The 20,078-nt window shown below is 56.9% G+C and carries 20 protein-coding genes and 2 pseudogenes; 15 read left to right on the forward strand and 7 right to left on the reverse strand.

The window, feature by feature from the left end; genetic code table 11:
- Positions 1 to 18: 18 nt before the first annotated feature.
- From C5F70_RS24620 to glmS, 14 genes are all read left to right on the forward strand, one after another.
- Positions 19 to 816: a ParA family protein gene (locus C5F70_RS24620; protein WP_016978715.1), complete on the forward strand. Its 798-nt coding sequence runs from the start codon at positions 19 to 21 to the stop codon at positions 814 to 816.
- 9 nt (positions 817 to 825) lie between these two features.
- The gene (locus C5F70_RS24625; RefSeq protein ID WP_017848938.1) at positions 826 to 1,698 is read left to right on the forward strand and encodes a ParB/RepB/Spo0J family partition protein; all 873 of its coding nucleotides are present in this window, start codon (positions 826 to 828) and stop codon (positions 1,696 to 1,698) included.
- A 148-nt stretch (positions 1,699 to 1,846) separates the two neighbouring features.
- The gene (locus C5F70_RS24630; protein WP_026140275.1) at positions 1,847 to 2,254 is read left to right on the forward strand and encodes a F0F1 ATP synthase subunit I; all 408 of its coding nucleotides are present in this window, start codon (positions 1,847 to 1,849) and stop codon (positions 2,252 to 2,254) included.
- A gap of 16 nt (positions 2,255 to 2,270) precedes the next feature.
- Positions 2,271 to 3,140, forward strand: coding sequence for a F0F1 ATP synthase subunit A (gene atpB / locus C5F70_RS24635; protein ID WP_017848936.1), 870 nt, complete (start codon positions 2,271 to 2,273; stop codon positions 3,138 to 3,140).
- Between the two features lie 133 nt (positions 3,141 to 3,273).
- On the forward strand, positions 3,274 to 3,531 hold the full coding sequence (atpE, locus tag C5F70_RS24640) for a F0F1 ATP synthase subunit C (protein WP_002555987.1): 258 nt from the start codon (positions 3,274 to 3,276) through the stop codon (positions 3,529 to 3,531).
- A 57-nt stretch (positions 3,532 to 3,588) separates the two neighbouring features.
- Positions 3,589 to 4,059 (forward strand): F0F1 ATP synthase subunit B, encoded by a 471-nt coding sequence (locus C5F70_RS24645; RefSeq protein ID WP_015886647.1) that lies wholly within the window; start codon positions 3,589 to 3,591, stop codon positions 4,057 to 4,059.
- Positions 4,060 to 4,071: 12 nt separating this feature from the next.
- Positions 4,072 to 4,608 (forward strand): F0F1 ATP synthase subunit delta, encoded by a 537-nt coding sequence (locus tag C5F70_RS24650; protein ID WP_017848934.1) that lies wholly within the window; start codon positions 4,072 to 4,074, stop codon positions 4,606 to 4,608.
- A 21-nt stretch (positions 4,609 to 4,629) separates the two neighbouring features.
- On the forward strand, positions 4,630 to 6,174 hold the full coding sequence (gene atpA / locus C5F70_RS24655) for a F0F1 ATP synthase subunit alpha (protein WP_017848933.1): 1,545 nt from the start codon (positions 4,630 to 4,632) through the stop codon (positions 6,172 to 6,174).
- A 50-nt stretch (positions 6,175 to 6,224) separates the two neighbouring features.
- Positions 6,225 to 7,085: a F0F1 ATP synthase subunit gamma gene (gene atpG / locus C5F70_RS24660; RefSeq protein ID WP_017848932.1), complete on the forward strand. Its 861-nt coding sequence runs from the start codon at positions 6,225 to 6,227 to the stop codon at positions 7,083 to 7,085.
- A 27-nt stretch (positions 7,086 to 7,112) separates the two neighbouring features.
- Positions 7,113 to 8,492 (forward strand): F0F1 ATP synthase subunit beta, encoded by a 1,380-nt coding sequence (gene atpD, locus C5F70_RS24665; RefSeq protein ID WP_010565871.1) that lies wholly within the window; start codon positions 7,113 to 7,115, stop codon positions 8,490 to 8,492.
- A gap of 44 nt (positions 8,493 to 8,536) precedes the next feature.
- Positions 8,537 to 8,962 carry a F0F1 ATP synthase subunit epsilon gene (locus C5F70_RS24670; protein ID WP_017848931.1) on the forward strand — a complete coding sequence of 142 codons (426 nt, stop codon included), beginning with the start codon at positions 8,537 to 8,539 and terminating at the stop codon, positions 8,960 to 8,962.
- Positions 8,963 to 9,077: 115 nt separating this feature from the next.
- Positions 9,078 to 10,445, forward strand: a complete 1,368-nt coding sequence (gene glmU, locus C5F70_RS24675; RefSeq protein WP_104904206.1) for a bifunctional UDP-N-acetylglucosamine diphosphorylase/glucosamine-1-phosphate N-acetyltransferase GlmU — start codon at positions 9,078 to 9,080, stop codon at positions 10,443 to 10,445.
- 227 nt (positions 10,446 to 10,672) lie between these two features.
- Positions 10,673 to 11,443, forward strand: coding sequence for a DeoR/GlpR family DNA-binding transcription regulator (locus C5F70_RS24680; RefSeq protein ID WP_169885952.1), 771 nt, complete (start codon positions 10,673 to 10,675; stop codon positions 11,441 to 11,443).
- Positions 11,444 to 11,453: 10 nt separating this feature from the next.
- Complete coding sequence (glmS, locus tag C5F70_RS24685) at positions 11,454 to 13,286, forward strand: glutamine--fructose-6-phosphate transaminase (isomerizing) (RefSeq protein WP_017848927.1); 1,833 nt, start codon at positions 11,454 to 11,456, stop codon at positions 13,284 to 13,286.
- A gap of 860 nt (positions 13,287 to 14,146) precedes the next feature.
- Here the strand turns inward: glmS and C5F70_RS24690 are convergent.
- From C5F70_RS24690 to C5F70_RS24720, 7 genes and pseudogenes are all read right to left on the reverse strand, one after another.
- On the reverse strand, positions 14,147 to 14,320 hold the full coding sequence (locus tag C5F70_RS24690; protein ID WP_017850069.1) for a hypothetical protein: 174 nt from the start codon (positions 14,318 to 14,320) through the stop codon (positions 14,147 to 14,149).
- Positions 14,321 to 14,424: 104 nt separating this feature from the next.
- Entirely contained in the window at positions 14,425 to 15,492 is a 1,068-nt protein-coding gene (locus C5F70_RS24695; RefSeq protein WP_104904207.1) for an FAD-binding oxidoreductase, read from the reverse strand.
- A gap of 168 nt (positions 15,493 to 15,660) precedes the next feature.
- Entirely contained in the window at positions 15,661 to 16,311 is a 651-nt protein-coding gene (locus tag C5F70_RS24700) for a hypothetical protein (protein ID WP_158683888.1), read from the reverse strand.
- A gap of 77 nt (positions 16,312 to 16,388) precedes the next feature.
- On the reverse strand, positions 16,389 to 16,775 hold the full coding sequence (locus C5F70_RS24705; protein WP_104904209.1) for a hypothetical protein: 387 nt from the start codon (positions 16,773 to 16,775) through the stop codon (positions 16,389 to 16,391).
- Positions 16,776 to 16,793: 18 nt separating this feature from the next.
- A pseudogene (locus C5F70_RS24710) lies at positions 16,794 to 17,069 on the reverse strand (hemolysin secretion protein D); the annotation flags it as partial.
- Positions 17,070 to 17,132: 63 nt separating this feature from the next.
- Positions 17,133 to 17,651 carry a DUF5625 family protein gene (locus tag C5F70_RS24715; protein WP_104904210.1) on the reverse strand — a complete coding sequence of 173 codons (519 nt, stop codon included), beginning with the start codon at positions 17,649 to 17,651 and terminating at the stop codon, positions 17,133 to 17,135.
- 233 nt (positions 17,652 to 17,884) lie between these two features.
- A pseudogene (locus C5F70_RS24720) lies at positions 17,885 to 18,004 on the reverse strand (transposase); the annotation flags it as partial.
- A 181-nt stretch (positions 18,005 to 18,185) separates the two neighbouring features.
- Here C5F70_RS24720 and C5F70_RS24725 point away from each other — a divergent pair.
- Positions 18,186 to 20,048, forward strand: a complete 1,863-nt coding sequence (locus C5F70_RS24725; protein WP_104904211.1) for a DUF3857 and transglutaminase domain-containing protein — start codon at positions 18,186 to 18,188, stop codon at positions 20,046 to 20,048.
- Positions 20,049 to 20,078: the final 30 nt, after the last annotated feature.

The raw sequence follows: 20,078 nt of genomic DNA on the forward strand, positions 1-20,078 counted from the left end.
TTGGGAACACAAGCAAGAATGGCTAAGGTATTCGCGATAGCGAACCAGAAAGGTGGCGTGGGTAAAACCACCACCTGCATCAACCTCGCAGCATCCCTGGTCGCGACCAAGCGCCGGGTGCTGTTGATCGATCTCGATCCACAGGGCAACGCCACCATGGGTAGCGGTGTGGATAAACACGGCCTGGAAAACTCGGTCTACGACTTGCTGATCGGCGAGTGCGACCTGGCCCAGGCCATGCACTATTCCGAACACGGCGGTTATCAACTGCTGCCGGCCAACCGCGACCTGACGGCGGCGGAAGTGGTGCTGCTGGAAATGCAGATGAAAGAAAGCCGTCTGCGCAGCGCCTTGGCGCCGATCCGCGAGAATTACGATTACATCTTGATCGACTGCCCGCCGTCGCTGTCGATGCTGACGCTCAATGCGCTGGTGGCCGCCGATGGCGTGATTATCCCCATGCAGTGCGAGTACTACGCACTGGAAGGCTTGAGCGACCTTGTGGATAACATCAAGCGCATCGCCGAACTGCTCAACCCGAACCTGCAGATCGAAGGCCTGCTGCGGACCATGTTCGATCCGCGCCTGAGCCTGATGAACGATGTGTCGGCGCAGCTCAAGGAACACTTCGGCGATCAGCTGTACGACACCGTGATCCCACGCAACATCCGCCTGGCCGAAGCGCCAAGCTATGGCATGCCCGCGCTGGCGTATGACAAGTCCTCGCGTGGCGCCATTGCCTACCTGGCATTGGCCGGCGAGATGGTTCGTCGTCAACGCCGCAACTCCCGTACCGCTGCAGCCCAGCCAACTTAAGGAAACCCCATGGCCGTCAAGAAACGAGGTCTCGGACGTGGACTGGATGCACTGCTGAGTGGTCCGACTGTCACGACCCTTGAAGAACAAGCGGTACAGGCCGACGAGCGCGAGCTGCAGCACTTGCCGCTGGACCTGATCCAGCGCGGCAAATACCAGCCGCGCCGGGACATGGACCCGCAGGCGCTGGAAGAACTGGCCAACTCGATCAAGGCCCAGGGCGTGATGCAGCCGATCGTGGTCCGCCCGATTGGCGCCGGCCGCTTTGAAATCATCGCCGGCGAACGCCGCTGGCGCGCGAGCCAACAGGCCGGCAAGGAAACCATCCCGGCGATGGTGCGCGATGTGCCGGATGAAACCGCCATCGCCATGGCGTTGATCGAGAACATCCAGCGCGAAGACCTCAATCCGATCGAAGAAGCGATCGCTTTGCAGCGTTTGCAGCAGGAATTCCAGTTGACCCAGCAACAAGTGGCCGATGCCGTGGGTAAATCCCGCGTGACCGTGTCCAACCTGCTGCGCCTGATCGCACTGCCGGAAGTCATCAAGACGATGCTTTCCCATGGCGACCTCGAAATGGGGCATGCGCGTGCTTTGCTCGGTTTACCGGAAAATCAACAGGTTGAAGGGGCGCGACACGTTGTCGCACGAGGCCTAACCGTTCGTCAGACCGAGGCCCTGGTTCGACAGTGGCTCAGTGGTAAACCTGCACCGGTCGAAGCGGTCAAAACTGATCCGGATATCGCGCGTCTCGAACAGCGCCTGGCCGAGCGCCTGGGCTCTGCGGTGCAAATTCGGCATGGCAAGAAGGGTAAAGGCCAACTGGTCATCGGCTATAACTCGCTAGATGAGCTTCAGGGTGTTCTTGCCCACATCCGCTGAAACAATTGCTTATGTAGCGTGTGATCGGAAATCACTACCTGACAGTTGAATAGGGGCAGAACCGCCCCTATACTCTGCGCGCATTTTGTCGGCACAAATTATGCCAAGTTATTGATTTCCGGCAGCCGACCATTGAGGAGCAAGAGTGGTGGAAACCCGCACGCCAAACACGTCGTCGTTCCATCGCTTGGCCGTTTTCCCGGTTCTATTGGCGCAATTTGTCATTTTGCTGATCGCCGCACTGGCGCTTTGGTATTGGCATGGAGTCGTAGCGGGATACTCGGGACTCTGCGGAGGCCTGATAGCCTTGCTGCCCAATATGTATTTTGCTCACAGGGCCTTTCGGTTTTCCGGCGCCCGAGCAGCCCAGGCCATCGTCCGGTCTTTTTATGCCGGCGAGGCGGGGAAATTGATTTTGACGGCAGTGCTGTTTGCACTGACCTTTGCAGGTGTGAAGCCATTGGCGCCGCTGGCTGTATTCAGCGTCTTCGTGTTGACCCAACTGGTCAGCTGGTTCGCTCCCCTGCTAATGAAAACAAGACTTTCGAAACCTTAGGGCGTTTGAGGCAACCATGGCAGAAACAACCGCTTCGGGCTATATCCAGCACCACTTGCAGAACCTGACCTTCGGTCAGCTTCCCAACGGCGGCTGGGGCTTCGCCCACACCGCAGCAGAAGCCAAAGAAATGGGCTTCTGGGCTTTCCACCTGGATACTCTGGGCTGGTCGGTCGCATTGGGTCTGATTTTCGTCCTGATTTTCCGCATGGCGGCAAAGAAGGCGACTTCCGGTCAACCGGGTGCCCTGCAGAACTTCGTTGAAGTATTGGTCGAATTCGTCGATGGCAGCGTGAAAGACAGCTTCCATGGCCGTAGCCCGGTGATTGCACCGCTGGCACTGACCATCTTCGTCTGGGTGTTCCTGATGAACGCCGTCGACCTGATTCCGGTCGACTGGATTCCTCAGCTGGCCATCCTGATCACTGGCGATCACCACATTCCATTCCGTGCGGTGTCCACCACTGACCCTAACGCCACCCTGGGCATGGCCCTGTCGGTGTTCGCGTTGATCATTTTCTACAGCATCAAGGTCAAGGGCATCGGCGGCTTCATCGGCGAACTGACCCTGCACCCGTTCGGCAGCAAGAACATCTTCGTTCAAGCCCTGCTGATCCCGGTGAACTTCCTGCTGGAATTCGTGACCCTGGTCGCCAAGCCGATCTCCCTGGCCTTGCGACTGTTCGGCAACATGTATGCCGGCGAGCTGGTGTTCATTCTGATCGCTGTGATGTTCGGCAGCGGTCTGCTCTGGCTTAGCGGCCTGGGCGTTGTTCTGCAGTGGGCGTGGGCTGTGTTCCACATCCTGATCATCACCCTGCAGGCGTTTATCTTCATGATGCTGACCATCGTCTACCTGTCGATGGCGCACGAAGAGAACCATTAAGGCCAGTCTCGACTAGTCTGATGTCCTTCCCGGTAAAACGGGAAGGTGGCCTGAAAGGGCTATGAAACGATTTGTTTTACCGCTTTAAAATCTAAAAAACCTAAACCATACGACGTAAAAGTCGGGAGGAAAGATGGAAACTGTAGTTGGTCTAACCGCTATCGCTGTTGCACTGTTGATCGGCCTGGGCGCCCTGGGTACTGCCATTGGTTTCGGCCTGCTTGGCGGCAAATTCCTGGAAGGCGCAGCGCGTCAGCCAGAAATGGTTCCAATGCTGCAAGTTAAAATGTTCATCGTCGCCGGCCTGCTCGACGCCGTGACCATGATCGGCGTTGGTATCGCTCTGTTCTTCACCTTCGCGAACCCCTTCGTTGGTCAACTCGCTGGCTAATCACTCGAATTTTCGAGTTGATTGGGGTGATGGACAACGAATGAGCGAGGTGTTGGCGTGAACATTAATGCAACCCTGATTGGCCAATCCGTTGCGTTCTTCATTTTTGTAGTGTTTTGCATGAAGTTCGTGTGGCCTCCGGTCATCGCGGCTTTGCACGAACGTCAGAAGAAGATCGCGGATGGTTTGGACGCTGCCAGCCGTGCAGCTCGCGACCTGGAGTTGGCCCAAGAGAAAGTGGGTCATCAACTGCGCGATGCTAAAGCACAGGCAGCTGAAATCATTGAGCAAGCCAAGAAGCGCGGCAACCAGATCGTCGAAGAGGCTGTTGAAAAAGCCCGCGTCGAAGCTGATCGTGTGAAGGCTTCGGCTCATGCCGAGATCGAACAGGAACTGAACGGCGTCAAAGACGCGCTGCGTGCCCAACTGGGTGCGCTGGCGGTCGGCGGTGCCGAGAAGATCCTCGGTGCCACAATCGATCAAAACGCGCACGCGGAGCTGGTTAATAAACTGGCTGCTGAAATTTAAGCGAGGGCGATCATGGCAGAACTGACCACGTTGGCCCGACCTTACGCTAAGGCAGCCTTCGAGCACGCCCAGGCCCACCAGCAGCTGGCCTCTTGGTCAGCCATGCTCGGCCTGGCTGCAGCAGTGTCGCAAGACGACACCATGCAGCGCGTGCTCAAGGCCCCGCGCCTGACGAGCGCAGACAAGGCCGCCACGTTTATTGACGTGTGCGGCGACAAGTTCGATGTGAAAGTGCAGAACTTCATTCACGTCGTTGCCGAAAACGACCGTCTCCCGCTTCTGCCGGAGATTGCCGCTCTGTTCGACCTGTTCAAGGCCGAGCAAGAGAAGTCGGTAGACGTTGAAGTGACCAGTGCTTTTGCATTGAACCAAGAACAGCAAGACAAACTCGCCAAGGTTCTCAGTGCACGACTCGACCGGGAAGTGCGCCTGCAAGTTGCGGAAGACAAATCCCTCATTGGGGGCATTGTCATTCGCGCCGGCGACCTGGTTATCGATGGCTCGGTTCGCGGCAAACTCGCGAGCCTTGCCGAAGCATTGAAATCTTGAGTTTGAAGGGGCAGCAGAGCAATGCAGCAACTCAATCCTTCCGAAATAAGTGAAATTATCAAGGGCCGCATCGACAAGCTCGATGTGACCTCCCAAGCCCGTAACGAAGGCACTGTCGTCAGCGTATCTGACGGCATCGTGCGGATTCACGGTCTGGCCGACGTCATGTACGGCGAGATGATCGAGTTTCCGGGCGGCGTCTACGGTATGGCCCTCAACTTGGAGCAAGACTCCGTAGGTGCCGTTGTATTGGGCGCGTACACCAGTCTGGCTGAAGGCATGAGCGCCAAGTGCACCGGCCGCATCCTGGAGGTTCCGGTTGGTAAGGAACTGCTGGGTCGCGTAGTCGACGCACTGGGTAACCCAGTTGACGGCAAAGGTCCGCTGAACAACACCGAGACCGATGCGGTCGAGAAAGTTGCTCCAGGCGTGATCTGGCGTAAGTCGGTAGACCAGCCTGTACAGACTGGCTACAAGGCTGTCGATGCCATGATCCCAGTCGGCCGTGGCCAGCGTGAGCTGATCATCGGTGACCGTCAGATCGGTAAAACCGCTCTGGCGATCGACGCGATCATCAACCAGAAGAACAGCGGCATTTTCTGCGTCTACGTAGCCATCGGTCAGAAACAATCGACCATCGCCAACGTGGTTCGCAAGCTGGAAGAAAACGGCGCCCTGGCCAACACGATCATCGTGGCTGCCAGTGCTTCGGAATCTCCTGCGCTGCAATTCCTGGCACCGTACTCCGGTTGCACCATGGGTGAATTCTTCCGTGACCGCGGTGAAGACGCGCTGATCGTTTATGACGATCTGTCCAAGCAAGCAGTGGCTTACCGCCAGATTTCCCTGCTGCTGCGCCGTCCACCAGGCCGTGAAGCCTACCCAGGCGACGTGTTCTATCTCCACTCCCGTCTGCTGGAGCGCGCATCCCGCGTTTCGGAAGAATACGTAGAGAAGTTCACCAACGGCGCAGTGACCGGCAAAACCGGTTCCCTGACCGCACTGCCGATCATCGAAACCCAGGCTGGCGACGTTTCCGCGTTCGTTCCGACCAACGTGATTTCCATCACCGACGGTCAGATCTTCCTGGAATCGGCCATGTTCAACTCGGGCATCCGCCCTGCAGTGAACGCCGGTGTTTCGGTATCCCGTGTGGGTGGTGCCGCTCAGACCAAGATCATCAAGAAGCTCTCCGGTGGTATCCGTACCGCTTTGGCTCAGTACCGTGAACTGGCGGCATTCGCCCAGTTCGCTTCTGACCTGGACGAAGCGACCCGTAAGCAACTTGAGCATGGTCAGCGCGTTACCGAGCTGATGAAGCAGAAGCAATACGCCCCGATGTCGATCGCTGACATGGCGTTGTCGCTGTATGCCGCTGAGCGTGGGTTCCTGACCGACGTTGAAATCGCCAAGGTCGGCAGCTTTGAACAAGCGCTGATTGCTTACTTCAACCGCGATCACGCCGAATTGATGGCGAAGATCAACGTGAAGGGTGACTTCAATGACGATATCGACGCTGGCATGAAAGCCGGTATCGAGAAGTTCAAGGCCACCCAAACCTGGTAAGCCGCAGCGGGAGCCGCAAGGCTCCCGCTTGCTAACCTGATAGGTGTTACATGGCAGGCGCAAAAGAGATTCGCAGTAAGATTGCGAGCATCAAAAGCACGCAAAAAATTACCAGCGCCATGGAAAAAGTGGCGGTCAGCAAAATGCGCAAGGCACAAATGCGTATGTCGGCTAGCCGTCCTTATGCGGAGCGTATCCGCCAGGTAATTGGGCATCTGGCCAACGCCAACCCGGAATACCGCCACCCGTTCATGATCGACCGCGAAGTTAAGCGTGTGGGTTATGTGGTAGTGAGCAGTGACCGTGGTTTGTGCGGTGGTTTGAATACCAACCTGTTCAAGGCCCTGGTCAAGGACATGGCGGTAAACCGCGAAAACGGCGTCGAGATTGATCTGTGTGTAGTTGGTAGCAAGGGTGCGGCCTTTTTCCGCAACTTCGGCGGTAACGTCGTTGCAGCTATCAGCCACCTGGGTGAAGAGCCGTCGATCAATGATTTGATCGGCAGTGTGAAGGTGATGCTGGATGCGTACCTGGAAGGCCGGATTGACCGCCTGTCCGTGGTATCCAACAAGTTCATCAACACCATGACCCAGCAGCCTACCGTGGAGCAATTGATTCCACTGGTGGCGACTCCGGATCAGGAACTCAAGCACCACTGGGACTACCTCTACGAACCAGACGCCAAAGAGCTGCTTGACGGCTTGATGGTGCGCTACGTGGAGTCGCAGGTGTACCAGGCGGTGGTCGAGAACAACGCAGCTGAACAAGCGGCGCGGATGATCGCGATGAAAAACGCTACCGATAACGCCGGTGATCTGATCAGCGATTTGCAGCTGATCTACAACAAGGCGCGTCAGGCTGCGATCACCCAAGAGATCTCGGAAATCGTCGGCGGCGCTGCCGCGGTTTAACGGTTCAAATATTCAGAGGATCCAGCTATGAGTAGCGGACGTATCGTTCAAATCATCGGCGCCGTTATCGACGTGGAATTTCCACGCGACAGCGTACCGAGCATCTACAACGCTTTGAAAGTACAAAGCGATGCAGGCACCACTCTGGAAGTTCAGCAGCAGCTGGGCGACGGCGTGGTTCGTACCATTGCAATGGGTTCCACCGAGGGCTTGAAGCGCGGTCTGGGTGTTCTGGACACTGGCGCTGCCATCTCCGTACCGGTCGGTAAAGCGACCCTGGGCCGGATCATGGACGTTCTGGGTAACCCGATTGACGAAGCTGGCCCGATCGACACCGAAGAGCGCTGGGGCATTCACCGTCCAGCACCTTCGTTCGCGGAACAAGCTGGCGGCAACGACCTGCTGGAAACCGGCATCAAGGTTATCGACCTGGTTTGCCCGTTCGCCAAGGGCGGTAAAGTCGGTCTGTTCGGTGGTGCCGGTGTAGGCAAGACCGTAAACATGATGGAACTGATCCGTAACATCGCCATCGAGCACAGCGGTTATTCCGTGTTCGCCGGTGTGGGTGAGCGTACTCGTGAGGGTAACGACTTCTACCACGAGATGAAGGACTCCAACGTTCTGGACAAAGTGGCACTGGTTTACGGTCAGATGAACGAGCCGCCGGGAAACCGTCTGCGCGTAGCACTGACCGGCCTGACCATGGCCGAGAAGTTCCGTGACGAAGGTAACGACGTTCTGCTGTTCGTCGACAACATCTATCGTTACACCCTGGCCGGTACTGAAGTATCCGCACTGCTGGGCCGTATGCCTTCGGCAGTAGGTTACCAGCCGACCCTGGCTGAAGAGATGGGCGTTCTGCAAGAACGTATCACTTCGACCAAGGAAGGTTCGATCACTTCGATCCAAGCGGTATACGTACCTGCGGATGACTTGACCGACCCGTCGCCAGCGACCACCTTCGCCCACTTGGACGCCACCGTCGTTCTGTCCCGTGACATCGCTTCCCTGGGTATCTACCCAGCGGTCGATCCACTCGACTCGACTTCGCGCCAGCTGGACCCGAACGTGATCGGCCAGGAGCACTACGACACCGCTCGCGGCGTTCAGTACGTGCTGCAGCGTTACAAAGAACTGAAGGACATCATTGCGATCCTGGGTATGGACGAGCTGTCGGAAACCGACAAGCAGTTGGTATCCCGCGCTCGTAAGATCCAGCGTTTCTTGTCGCAGCCGTTCTTCGTGGCTGAAGTCTTCACCGGTGCCTCGGGTAAATACGTTTCCCTGAAAGACACCATTGCTGGCTTCAAAGGCATCCTCAACGGTGACTACGACCACCTGCCAGAACAAGCGTTCTACATGGTCGGCGGCATCGAAGAAGCGATCGAGAAAGCCAAGAAACTGTAATCCCGGCGCCCGGCAACGGGCGCTCATCAGGTTGAGGCAATCAGATGGCTATGACAGTCCATTGCGATATCGTCAGCGCGGAAGGGCAAATCTTCTCCGGTCTGGTAGAAATGGTGATTGCACACGGCGAACTCGGTGACCTGGGTATTGCCATGGGCCACGCGCCATTGATCACCAGTTTGAAGCCAGGTCCGATCACTCTGACCAAGCAAGGCGGGGACCGGGAGGTGTTTTACATCTCTGGTGGTTACCTCGAGGTTCAGCCGAACATGGTCAAGGTACTTGCCGACACCGTGCAACGTGCTGCTGACCTGGATGAAGCCTCCGCTCAGGCAGCCGTCAAGGCCGCCGAGAAGGCCCTGAACGAAAAAGGCGCAGATTTCGACTACGGTTCTGCTGCCGCTCGTCTGGCCGAGGCCGCAGCTCAGCTGCGTACCGTCCAGCAGATCCGCAAGAAGTTTGGCGGCTAAGCCGTTACGCCTCATGCGTGATTGATTAAAAAGGGTAGCCTCGGCTACCCTTTTTCTTTTTTTGCAAAACACTTCTCTGGTCTGAAGCCGGACCGCCCAGGATTGGTAGCCATTCATGTCTCTAGAAATCGTCATTCTCGCCGCTGGCCAGGGCACCCGCATGCGGTCGGCCTTGCCCAAAGTGCTGCACCCGGTGGCCGGTAACTCCATGCTTGGCCATGTTATCCACAGCGTCCGGCAACTGGCCCCGCAACGCATCCACGTCGTCATCGGCCACGGTGCCGATGTGGTGCGTGAACGCCTGGCCGCGGATGACCTGAATTTCGTATTGCAAGACAAGCAACTGGGCACTGGCCACGCTACCGCCCAAGCCGTGCCGTTCATCAAAGCCGACACGGTGCTGATCCTCTACGGCGACGTGCCCCTGATCGAAGTGGAAACCCTGCAGCGCCTGCTCAAGCACGTCGTGCCCGGCCAGATGGGCCTGCTCACCGTCGAACTGGATGACCCTACCGGCTACGGCCGCATCGTGCGCAACGCCGACGGCAAGGTCGCTGCCATCGTCGAGCACAAGGACGCCAGCGACGCCCAACGCGCCATCACCGAAGGCAACACCGGGATTCTCGCAGTGCCGGCCAATCGCCTGGCGGACTGGATGAGCCGTTTGTCCAACAACAACGCCCAGGGCGAGTACTACCTGACCGACGTGATCGAAATGGCCGTCAACGATGGCTTGCTGGTCGCCACCGAACAGCCCCACGACCCGATGGAAGTGCAGGGCGCCAACGACCGCAAGCAACTCGCCGAACTGGAGCGTCACTACCAACTGCGCGAAGGCCGCCGCCTGATGGCCCAGGGCGTGACCCTGCGCGACCCGGCGCGCTTCGATGTGCGCGGTGAAGTCACCGTGGGCCGGGATGTGCTGATCGACATCAACGTGATTCTTGAAGGTCGTGTGATCATCGAAGACGACGTGGTGATCGGGCCGAACTGCGTGATCAAGGACAGCACCTTGCGCAAGGGCGTGGTGATCAAGGCCAACAGCCATCTCGACGGTGCGGTGATGGGCGAGGGCAGCGATGCCGGCCCGTTTGCGCGCCTGCGTCCCGGCAGCGTGTTGGAAGCCAAGGCCCATGTGGGTAACTTTGTCGAACTGAAAAACGCCCATCTGGGCGAAGGCGCCAAGGCCGGCCACCTGACGTACCTGGGCGATGCGGTGATCGGCGCGCGGACCAACGTCGGCGCCGGCACCATCACCTGCAATTACGATGGTGCCAACAAGTATCAGACGACGATTGGTGAAGACGTATTCATCGGCTCCAATAACTCGCTGGTTGCACCTGTAACCATCGGTGATGGCTCAAACACCGCAGCGGGTTCAACCATCAATCAGGATGTGGATAAGTCCCAGCTTGCCGTAGCCCGCGCCCGTCAGCGCAACATCGACGGTTGGAAACGCCCGGTCAAAATCAAAAAGAGCTGAGTTATCCACAGTCTTATCAGCAACAAATAGCCAATGTGGGAGGGGGCTTGCCCCCGATGGCGACGGTCCAGTCAAAGCACTTAATGACTGACGCACTGCTATCGGGGGCAAGCCCCCTCCCACATTAGCCCTTCGCCAGTTTCAAAAATTTGCGGCATGCTGCTTGACGATCTTTCGCCAATAGGTTTTTATTGCCTTCGTTATCTTTCGAAACGAAACATAAATTCATCATGTCGAAACGAAATACACCCCAACGACGCCACAACATCCTGACCTTGCTCAATCAACTGGGCGAAGTCAGCGTGGATGAATTGGCCAAGCGTTTCGAAACCTCGGAAGTCACCATCCGCAAGGACCTGGCCGCCCTCGAAAGCAACGGCCTGCTGCTACGCCGTTACGGTGGCGCGATCACCATGCCCCAGGAACTCGTCGGCGACCCTGCCCAGCCGATCTCGGTCTACAAGCGCGCCATCGCGCGTGCCGCCGTGATGCGCCTGCGCGAACACGCACGCATCATCATCGACAGCGGCAGCACCACCGCCGCCATGATCCCCGAACTGGGCCACCAGCCCGGCCTGGTGGTGATGACCAACTCCCTGCATGTGGCCCGCGCCTTGAGCGAACTGGAACACGAGCCGGTGCTGCTGATGACCGGCGGCACCTGGGACCCGCATTCGGATTCGTTCCAGGGCCAGGTTGCCGAGCAGGTGCTGCGTTCCTACGACTTTGATCAACTGTTCATCGGCGCCGACGGCATCGATCTGCAGCGCGGCACCACCACGTTCAACGAACTGCTGGGCCTGAGCCGCGTGATGGCCGAGGTCGCCCGTGAAGTGGTGGTGATGGTCGAATCCGACAAGATCGGCCGCAAGATTCCCAACCTGGAACTGCCCTGGAGCAGCGTCCATACCCTGATCACCGATGATCGCCTGCCGCATGAGGCCCGCGACCAGATCCAAGCCCGCGGCATTACGCTGATATGCGCGGCAATCATCTAGGAGAAACACCATGTGTGGCATTGTTGGCGCAGTCGCTGAACGTAACATCACCCCCATCCTGATCGAAGGCCTCAAACGCCTGGAATACCGCGGCTATGACAGCGCCGGTGTGGCGGTCTTCACCAACGCCGGCAAGCTGGAGCGCCTGCGTCGTCCGGGCAAGGTCAGCGAGTTGGACCAGGCCCTGGCCGGCGAACCGCTGGTCGGTCGCCTGGGCATCGCCCACACCCGTTGGGCCACCCACGGTGCGCCGTGCGAACGTAACGCCCACCCGCACTTCTCCGGCGACGTGGCCGTGGTACACAACGGCATCATCGAAAACCACGAAGTGCTGCGTGAACAGTTGAAGAGCCTGGGTTACGTGTTCACCTCGGACACCGACACCGAAGTCATCGCCCACCTGCTCGACCACAAGCTCAAGGACCACAGCGACCTGACCGCCGCCCTCAAGGCCACGGTCAAGGAACTGCACGGCGCCTACGGCCTGGCCGTGATCTGCGCGAGCCAACCCGACCGCGTGGTTGCCGCGCGCAGTGGCAGCCCGCTGGTGATCGGCCTGGGCCTGGGGGAAAACTTCCTCGCCTCCGACCAACTGGCCCTGCGCCAGGTCACCGACCGCTTCATGTACCTGGAAGAAGGCGATATTGCCGACATCCGCCGTGACAGCGTGGCGATCTGGGACGTAAACGGCAATTCCGTCGAGCGCGAAGCCGTGCAATACCGCGACGGCGCCGAAGCGGCCGACAAGGGCGCGTTCCGCCACTTCATGCTCAAGGAAATCCACGAGCAACCGGCCGTGGTGCAACGCACCCTGGAAGGTCGACTTGGCGACAAGCAAGTGCTGGTCAACGCCTTCGGCCCGCAAGCCGCCGCGCTGTTCGCCAAGGTGCGCAATGTCCAGATCGTGGCCTGCGGCACCAGCTACCACGCCGGGATGGTTGCGCGTTACTGGCTGGAAGAACTGGCCGGCATCCCGTGCCAGGTCGAAGTCGCCAGCGAATTCCGCTACCGCAAGGTGGTGGTGCAGCCCGACAGCCTGTTCGTGACCATCTCGCAGTCCGGCGAAACCGCCGACACCCTGGCCGCCCTGCGTAACGCCAAAGAGCTGGGCTTCCTCGCCAGCCTGGCGATCTGCAACGTCAGCATCAGCTCCCTGGTGCGTGAGTCCGACCTGACCCTGCTGACCCAGGCCGGTCGCGAAATCGGCGTGGCCTCCACCAAAGCCTTCACCACCCAACTGGTCGGCCTGCTGCTGCTGACCCTGTCCCTGGGCCAAGTACGCGGCACCCTGGCCCCCGGCGTCGAAGCCACCCTGGTGGAAGAACTGCGCCGCCTGCCGACCCGCCTCGGCGAAGCGCTGGCGATGGACAGCACCGTAGAAAAAGTCGCCGAGCTGTTCGCCGACAAGAACCACACCCTGTTCCTCGGCCGTGGCGCGCAATACCCGGTGGCGATGGAAGGCTCCCTGAAGCTCAAGGAAATTTCGTACATCCACGCCGAAGCCTACCCGGCCGGCGAACTGAAACACGGCCCATTGGCCCTGGTGGATGACGACATGCCGGTGGTCACCGTTGCGCCGAACAACGAACTGCTGGAGAAGCTCAAGTCCAACCTGCAGGAAGTGCGCGCCCGCGGCGGCCAACTGATCGTCTTCGCCGACGAGAAAGCCGGCATGGTCAATGGCGAAGGCACCCACGTCATCAACATGCCGCACATCCACGACACCCTGTCGCCGATCCTCTACACCATCCCGCTGCAATTGCTGTCGTACTACGTCGCCGTGCTCAAGGGCACCGACGTTGACCAGCCGCGCAACCTGGCGAAGTCGGTGACGGTGGAGTAATACGGCTGGCGCCTGGAGGCCTGGTGGTTTTAGAGAATTAAAACTGTCGCAGAAGGCGGTAGGACCCATCTACCGCCTCCTGCGATGTCCCAAGCCTTTGGCTGCTTCCCAGTCTTCTAAGACCTTGAGCCGGACGTTTCATGCTGTTGCGAATCCAACCTGATGAGTCGCTTCGTTCGTACGTGGAGCGAAACCTATTCCTGCAATTACGCAATCCTGATTTAGACATTTTTAGATCACCGAACTTCCGCTATTACTCATGGGATAATTCACAAGTAATTTCCATCGCTGAAATTTTTGGCTGGTATGGCTGCTATGGGTTCAATAAGTTAGTGCATCTGCACACCGATTATCCTTTTCGCAGCGTATTAAAATCTGATAGTAGCTTTGCATATTCAGAATCAGAGTTCGTCACTGCAAACTATTGTTTCGATAGTCTTAAAGTTAGCCGATCCTATTGCCCAATATGTGTGAAGCAAGACATCCACGATATAGGTTATTCATACTGGCGGCGTCTTCATCCTAAGGTAACGGTATGTGCTCGGCATAACGTCAATCTTCTCTTGTACTGCCTATTCTGTGGGAAGCCATTTTCTCGGGGTGGCCATGCTCTCAGCGTGCTATGGAGCGGCTGTGGGGGGCGCTGTCTAGGCGATGCACAGGCTACGATGAACACGGATTGATCAAATGGGCGTAACCCACTAGATTTCCCATTCTTTCCCCTGTCGTTGGCTAGATTTTCTTAACCGTGCCAAGATTTTCTTAAAATGTGAGCCAAACACTCAGAAAATATTAACCGAAAATGGCCGCGCAACCACTATTTTTGGGCTTTCCGCTTATCGGCGGTAAGCGTCCGGCAATCACACCTTGCCGCATTGCGCTTTCTGGGCGACCTGGGCTTTGAACGCCATGGGGTTGAAATCTGCGACCATCGGAGCGGGTTTTCGCCCGATCACTGGAACATAACGAGCATAGGCCTGTTCGGCACACTCTCTGATCTCGGGGTCATCGTTTGCCTTGGCTGGTCGGATCATATCGGTCTCTTGAGTTGGAGCAGATTCAATATTGTTCGACTCATGTTGCTGCCGCACTAGGCTGATACTTGAAGAATAAGAGCGCCGATCCGCGATCAGGCCACCTACTCTTGGAAGAATCGATCGGGCCGACAGGGGGCAAGGGCAGAGGAGGCCTTGTGCTCGATAATTTCCTCGCTGACAAGACGACCTACTACTGCCGCCAGAGTAACTCCAGGGTGCATGGCGCAAACGTATACGCCGCCGATTTTTGACAGATAACCGATGATGGGGACGCCATCCTCAGGCATTGGTCTGAGGCCGACGCAGGCCATTTCCGGATCAATGGAAACAGCCCCGTGCAGTTCGTTCTGGATCGCTCTAGCCGTTCGTAGTGCTACCGCTGCTGGCTGGTTTTGCAATGAGTCATCCACGTAATCCTCGGCCGCCAGCAACGCACCGTCCGAACTTTGCCTGACTTCCATTTCAGGGCTTGAAATCAAGGTGTGTACGAGGTTGGGTTGTGACTTGTAACGGATGAAAATGGCGGGTGAGGCCTCTATAGGAAGGGACACTCCAAGCATATCTGTCAGCTTCGTGATGCCTGTACCCGCCGCCAGTACGACAATATCGGCATTGATGATGCCCATCGCGGTTTCAATCCCCGTGACTTTTTTGCCCTGGGTTGTAAAGCCGAGAACGCGCGTGTGGGTGAGAATTTCCGCCCCATTTTCCTGGGCTCCTGCGACCAACGCAAAGGTTGCTGCCACTGCGTCCAGCGCGCCTTCTGCTGTCGCATACAACGCATACTGAGGGGGACTTTTGAGATTTGGCTCAAGGTCTAGAATCTGCGATCTGGACACGAGATGTGCCGACTTCAGGTGACCTGAAGCCGGCATTTCATTTGACCTGGCGCTATAGGATAAGGCACCCGTCCAGCGAATCTTAAGATCAGGCAGTTGCGCCTCGAGCCGGCGGTATTCTCCGATTGCAGCACCGCGCAGTTGCGCAATGGGGTCTGGTTCGGGGTGTGAAGAATTGATCCATGCAAACGAGCTCCCAGTCACGCCGGAGGCTATATATTCAGCCTCGATCAAGGTGACTTTGGCGTTTTTACCTGCCAAGTGGTAAGCCAGAGACGCGCCTACGATTCCTGCACCGACAATAACGATTCGTTTGTCTGGGTTTTCCATATCAACTCCCTGTTCTGCCGAACTTGCGATGTTACACAGCCGGTCTACCGATATGTGAACCTGACAGCTCATGAGTAAGCGTCTGCTGGAGTCAGCTTGCATAGCTCTGGCAGGTATCGCTGGGATCGGGTAGGTGACTTTGTCGTACCCTTACGAACAAAGCATTGGTTACTTAATGATCGCGTAAACGCCCGGACGGGATAAAAGATATAACCAGGCCGCTGAAGTAGTGCCCTGAGCGGCTTTGACCAGCAGCGCCACATGCGCCAGATAACCTCTGGCCATAGACGGATGGGCTGCAAAATAGCGGCGACATTCAGAAGTTCTTAACGAGAAGGTCAGCCCGCCTAAAGCTTCAATCTTTTCCAATTCTTGCTCGGCCAAACGCCTTGCCTCTACCGTGGGTAACGTCGCTAGGTACTGGGTCTGCTTGATGACCTGGGACGTCTCATACTTCGCAGGGCACGGCTGCGCTTGCAGAATGTTGTAACGCGCATATCCCTCGACGATGTTCCTCGCGGCCCGTACATCCGTGGTATTGATCAGCAGGAAATTGGCGACGGTCAAACTGGTGGTCAGGCACGCGTCGTTCATGTCCTGACACAGAGTTAACGCGCGGACGCGGTCGTACATCTGCTCGTCGGGCGACAGATGCAGCGACTTTATGTAAAGCGCGTCACCTTCAGATAAAGTGGTTTCAGCAGCGCTCAGGTTTTCTGCACCGCCGACGAGTTCCACAACCCAACGCACTTTCTGCGACTCAGAAAATAGCCAGAGGCCATAACCCGAAAGCACGGCCGCCAGCAGGACGAGCATCATGAACAGGTACAGTTTTTTCGTCCTTTGCACATCACACCTCAACGAATAGAAAGATCAACCACCTGAGCGCCTACCGTCTATTCCGACAGCACATGCCATACCAGCCCGACGACTAGAAATAGGCCATGGGAGACGACGGAAACAACGCAAGTCCAAAGCGCCGCCTTTTTAAAGCGCTCGTTATTGGCCAAGTAGCCGCCTGTCATCAATAGCGCTCCTATCCAACCCAATTGAGAAAACGCAAGAACATCGATAGCCACTACCGCCCAATGAACCCAGGGCCGCCCTCCATCCAGGATGTAAACAACGTAGCAATACAGCGTGACCGGAAGGCTGCACCCCCAGACGAACAGAGGTGCTGCATACCGCTTTTTCATCCTGATCAAACACATAAAAAGCACGATCCAACATGGAAAAACCACCACGTCGTACATACCGTACAAGAAGGCTTTAACACCGGTCATAGCGTTCCTCCGCCGACTTTATCGCTCACGTAAACTTTCATCTGTGTATTGCTGCAGCGGACTGAGGAAGTAATCGATAACTTTACGGCGATCGGTCTTTACCTCGACCGTGACGGACATTCCCGGGGATAGCGCTACTTTTTTATTGTGCACGCTGATGAAGTTCTTGAGCAGGCGAACCCGGGTGCTATAAATCGGCCCACGCTTTTCGTCTTCGATCGCGTCGTTGGAGACACTGATAACTTCGCCTTCCACGGTTCCGTATTTGGTGAAGGTAAAGGTTTCCACCGCGACCTTGTAGGTGACGGTATATTCTTTAGCCACTTTGAATCCCTTCATTAGTTTATAGAGGCGTGATCAAATCTTCGGGTTGTAGGTTGCAAACTGTACGTAACATTCCTCTTCACTAAAGGCATCGACTGACGCAACCGTGCTTATTTCGACGGTGTAACGTCCCGGTGCCAACTCGTAGTTTTTGATCGTCCTAACACCGACTGATCGCGGCTGCCCGCTCAATTCAATCGTTTCGCCGGCATCAACGCCTGCGGTGGTGATGGTCTCATCGGAGAAAACTTGACCGTCCTTGAGGATACGTAAATGAATCGGCAGGGAAATCCCTTTGCGCTGATACCGTCCTTGCCAGAGATCACGTTGCTGTTTAATGCCCGGATAGTCCGATTTCCAAACAAACAGCAGGGCGAAGGTATAGCCAGAACGGCGCTCGACGAAGAACGTTGAGGTTGCCGACTGATCCGCCAATGCCACCTTGATTGGCATGACCGTCGACATCGAGCCGGCACACGCGAACGTACAATAGGCGAGCGCGATAAATGCCTTGAAAACAGTCCAGCCTTGAACGATTACGCCTTCATTCACGGTCGTATTCCTTTTCTTTATAAGTCCTGGGCGTGGCGGTTAGCGCTCACGCAAACTTTCATCCGTGTACTGTTGCAGCGGGCTGAGTGTTAACTCCAACGCTGAATTGACCCACGTGCTGACGTGGGATTAACCCACCCTCAAGTCAACACAAATCCAGTAAAAGTAGTGGTTCGCAAGGAGTCTGCCCGGGTCAGTGATATCTCGGCAACTGGGTCAATTCGGCGCTGGCGCCAACAGCTATGCGTCGACACGCCAAGACGCGCCGCCACATCAGCGACAGGCAGCTTCTTTTCGGTCACTTGATTGACCGCTTGGATTTTGAATTCTTCGGGATAACGTGGGTTGCTCATGGCACCTCCTAATTGGCCTCAGTTTAAGGCAAAGAGGTGTCTACGAAACCCGGGGCAATTCACAACAAAAAATCAGCTAGCTCATTATCGGTTCTATATAATAACGCTTCGCATTTAGCGGTTTAACCAGAAGCGCGTACCGCCTTGAAGACGGCGCGCCTCATCGCTCAGAAGGATCTCTATGCAAAGCTTTATGCACCCCTCGACGCGCCTGTACGGTGCACTGGTTGTGATCATCGGCCTGCTGTTCATGACGCAGGCCCGCGCCGATTACACCGACCTTTCTCTGATTCACGAAAAAAACATCCGGTCGTACGCAGTGAATGCCGACGGCAGTTTCGTACTGGATGTCGAGCTGGTTTCGTTGATCAAAGAAGAGCGCGCGATCAAAACCAACGCCCAGCACTCAGTAAGCTACAACCGCACGCTGGAAACCTTGGATATCGTTGACGCCTACACCTTGAAACCGGATGGACGCAAAGTCGTCGTAGCCGCAGACCGGATCAAGGAGCAGCAGGAGCAGGCCTCCACTGAAGCGCCAATGTTCCAAGACTCACGGGTCAAGGTGGTGATATTCCCCGAGCTGCAGGTGGGTGATCGCATAGTTATGCACTATCAGCGTTATCGCAACACGCCGTTGTTCCCTGGGCAGTTCGAAGACCTGTTTTCACCGGACTTCTATCGCAACGAGCAGGTGAGTTTCACCTACGACATGCCCGCCGAGATGAAGTTGTACGCCGACTTCCGGGGGTTCAAAGCATCCGTCCCCACCACCGCTAACGGACGGACCGTCTACCGTTGGGACTTGCAAGCTAGTGAAAAAAAACGCGTGGAAGAAGGCTCCGTGGCTTACACCGATTACGGACAATTGCTAGCCGTTTCCACCTTCACCGACTACAAACAATTTGCTCAAGCCTACGCCGCTAGGGCAAAGGTAGACGTGACTCCAGCCATCACGCAACTGGCAAGTGAGCTCACTGCCAACCTCGATACCCCGCGCGCCAAAGCCCTGGCGTTGAGCGATTGGGTGCGCAAAAATATCCGTTACGTGGCCGTTTACGTTGGAGCGGGCGGCGTAGTGCCGCATGCCGCACAGGCGGTGCTGGATAATCGCTACGGCGACTGCAAAGACCATGTCGTCTTGCTAGAAGCCTTGCTCAACGCGGCCGCCATCGAAAGCTCGCCCGCGCTGATCAACCTCGGTAATGCCTACGTACTGCCGAAGGTGCCGACTCTGGGCCTGCTCAACCACGTGATTACCTACGTGCCCAGCCTCGACCTATATCTGGACTCGACTGCCACGCCTATCGCGGCGGGTTATTTGCCCATTCAGGAATTGGGCAAGCCGGTGCTGCAGACCCAGAGCGGTGAACGCGGCCATACCCCATACCATCAGCAAAGCAACGTGAACACAACGCTGTCTTTCAAGATCGACGGCAAAGGCGCTGCCGATTTTACCCATGCATCCGCTGCGCAAGGTTGGGGGGCGGAATTCAGTCGCTTCATATTCAAGGCCATGCAGCCAGCCGACCGTGATCAGTTGGTGCAACAGATTTTGAGTATGTACGGGCAATCCGGCAGTGGTGTAATCGAAAACGATTCACTGGAAGGCAACGCCAATACCTTCACGTCGACGATGAACGGCCATACCAAAAATCTGGTGAGTCTACCCGGCCCTACCGGAGTTCGTACCCTCTCCAGCCTGGCCGGCGGCATCGCCCAGAACGTGTTTTCGTTCATTGCCGAAAACGAGCGCACGCAAACCTCTACCTGTATGTCGGGTGAAATCTCTGAGGAGGCGCGACTGGAGTTTCCCGGCAACGTGAAAATTCTGGCACTCCCCAAGGCGGTCACGATGAAACAAAACGGCTTCGACTACCGCTCAACCTATGTGAAGAAAGCCAATACGGTCCTGATCACGCGACACTATGCATTCTCCAAGCCGAACGTGTTGTGCACGCCCGAGGAGTTCGCGGCGATGAAGCCGACGATTGAAGGCATGGTCAATGACCTGAAAAGCCAGATCATTGTGCAGACGATGTAACCCCGATGCTCGCGTGATCGGCAGGTGTGC

Source organism: Pseudomonas sp. LH1G9 (assembly GCF_002949975.1).
Taxonomy (GTDB): domain Bacteria; phylum Pseudomonadota; class Gammaproteobacteria; order Pseudomonadales; family Pseudomonadaceae; genus Aquipseudomonas; species Aquipseudomonas veronii.

Coding starts and splice junctions, on each gene's coding strand:
- C5F70_RS24670 (WP_017848931.1), top strand. CDS start 8,537: ATGGCTATGACAGTCCATTGCGATATCGTCAGCGCGGAAGGGCAAATC.
- C5F70_RS24690 (WP_017850069.1), bottom strand. CDS start 14,320: ATGATCCGACCAGCCAAGGCAAACGATGACCCCGAGATCAGAGAGTGT.
- atpB (WP_017848936.1), top strand. CDS start 2,271: ATGGCAGAAACAACCGCTTCGGGCTATATCCAGCACCACTTGCAGAAC.
- C5F70_RS24620 (WP_016978715.1), top strand. CDS start 19: ATGGCTAAGGTATTCGCGATAGCGAACCAGAAAGGTGGCGTGGGTAAA.
- C5F70_RS24625 (WP_017848938.1), top strand. CDS start 826: ATGGCCGTCAAGAAACGAGGTCTCGGACGTGGACTGGATGCACTGCTG.
- atpG (WP_017848932.1), top strand. CDS start 6,225: ATGGCAGGCGCAAAAGAGATTCGCAGTAAGATTGCGAGCATCAAAAGC.
- atpD (WP_010565871.1), top strand. CDS start 7,113: ATGAGTAGCGGACGTATCGTTCAAATCATCGGCGCCGTTATCGACGTG.
- C5F70_RS24705 (WP_104904209.1), bottom strand. CDS start 16,775: ATGACCGGTGTTAAAGCCTTCTTGTACGGTATGTACGACGTGGTGGTT.
- C5F70_RS24695 (WP_104904207.1), bottom strand. CDS start 15,492: ATGGAAAACCCAGACAAACGAATCGTTATTGTCGGTGCAGGAATCGTA.
- C5F70_RS24725 (WP_104904211.1), top strand. CDS start 18,186: ATGCAAAGCTTTATGCACCCCTCGACGCGCCTGTACGGTGCACTGGTT.
- atpE (WP_002555987.1), top strand. CDS start 3,274: ATGGAAACTGTAGTTGGTCTAACCGCTATCGCTGTTGCACTGTTGATC.
- atpA (WP_017848933.1), top strand. CDS start 4,630: ATGCAGCAACTCAATCCTTCCGAAATAAGTGAAATTATCAAGGGCCGC.
- C5F70_RS24700 (WP_158683888.1), bottom strand. CDS start 16,311: ATGATGCTCGTCCTGCTGGCGGCCGTGCTTTCGGGTTATGGCCTCTGG.
- C5F70_RS24650 (WP_017848934.1), top strand. CDS start 4,072: ATGGCAGAACTGACCACGTTGGCCCGACCTTACGCTAAGGCAGCCTTC.
- glmS (WP_017848927.1), top strand. CDS start 11,454: ATGTGTGGCATTGTTGGCGCAGTCGCTGAACGTAACATCACCCCCATC.
- glmU (WP_104904206.1), top strand. CDS start 9,078: ATGTCTCTAGAAATCGTCATTCTCGCCGCTGGCCAGGGCACCCGCATG.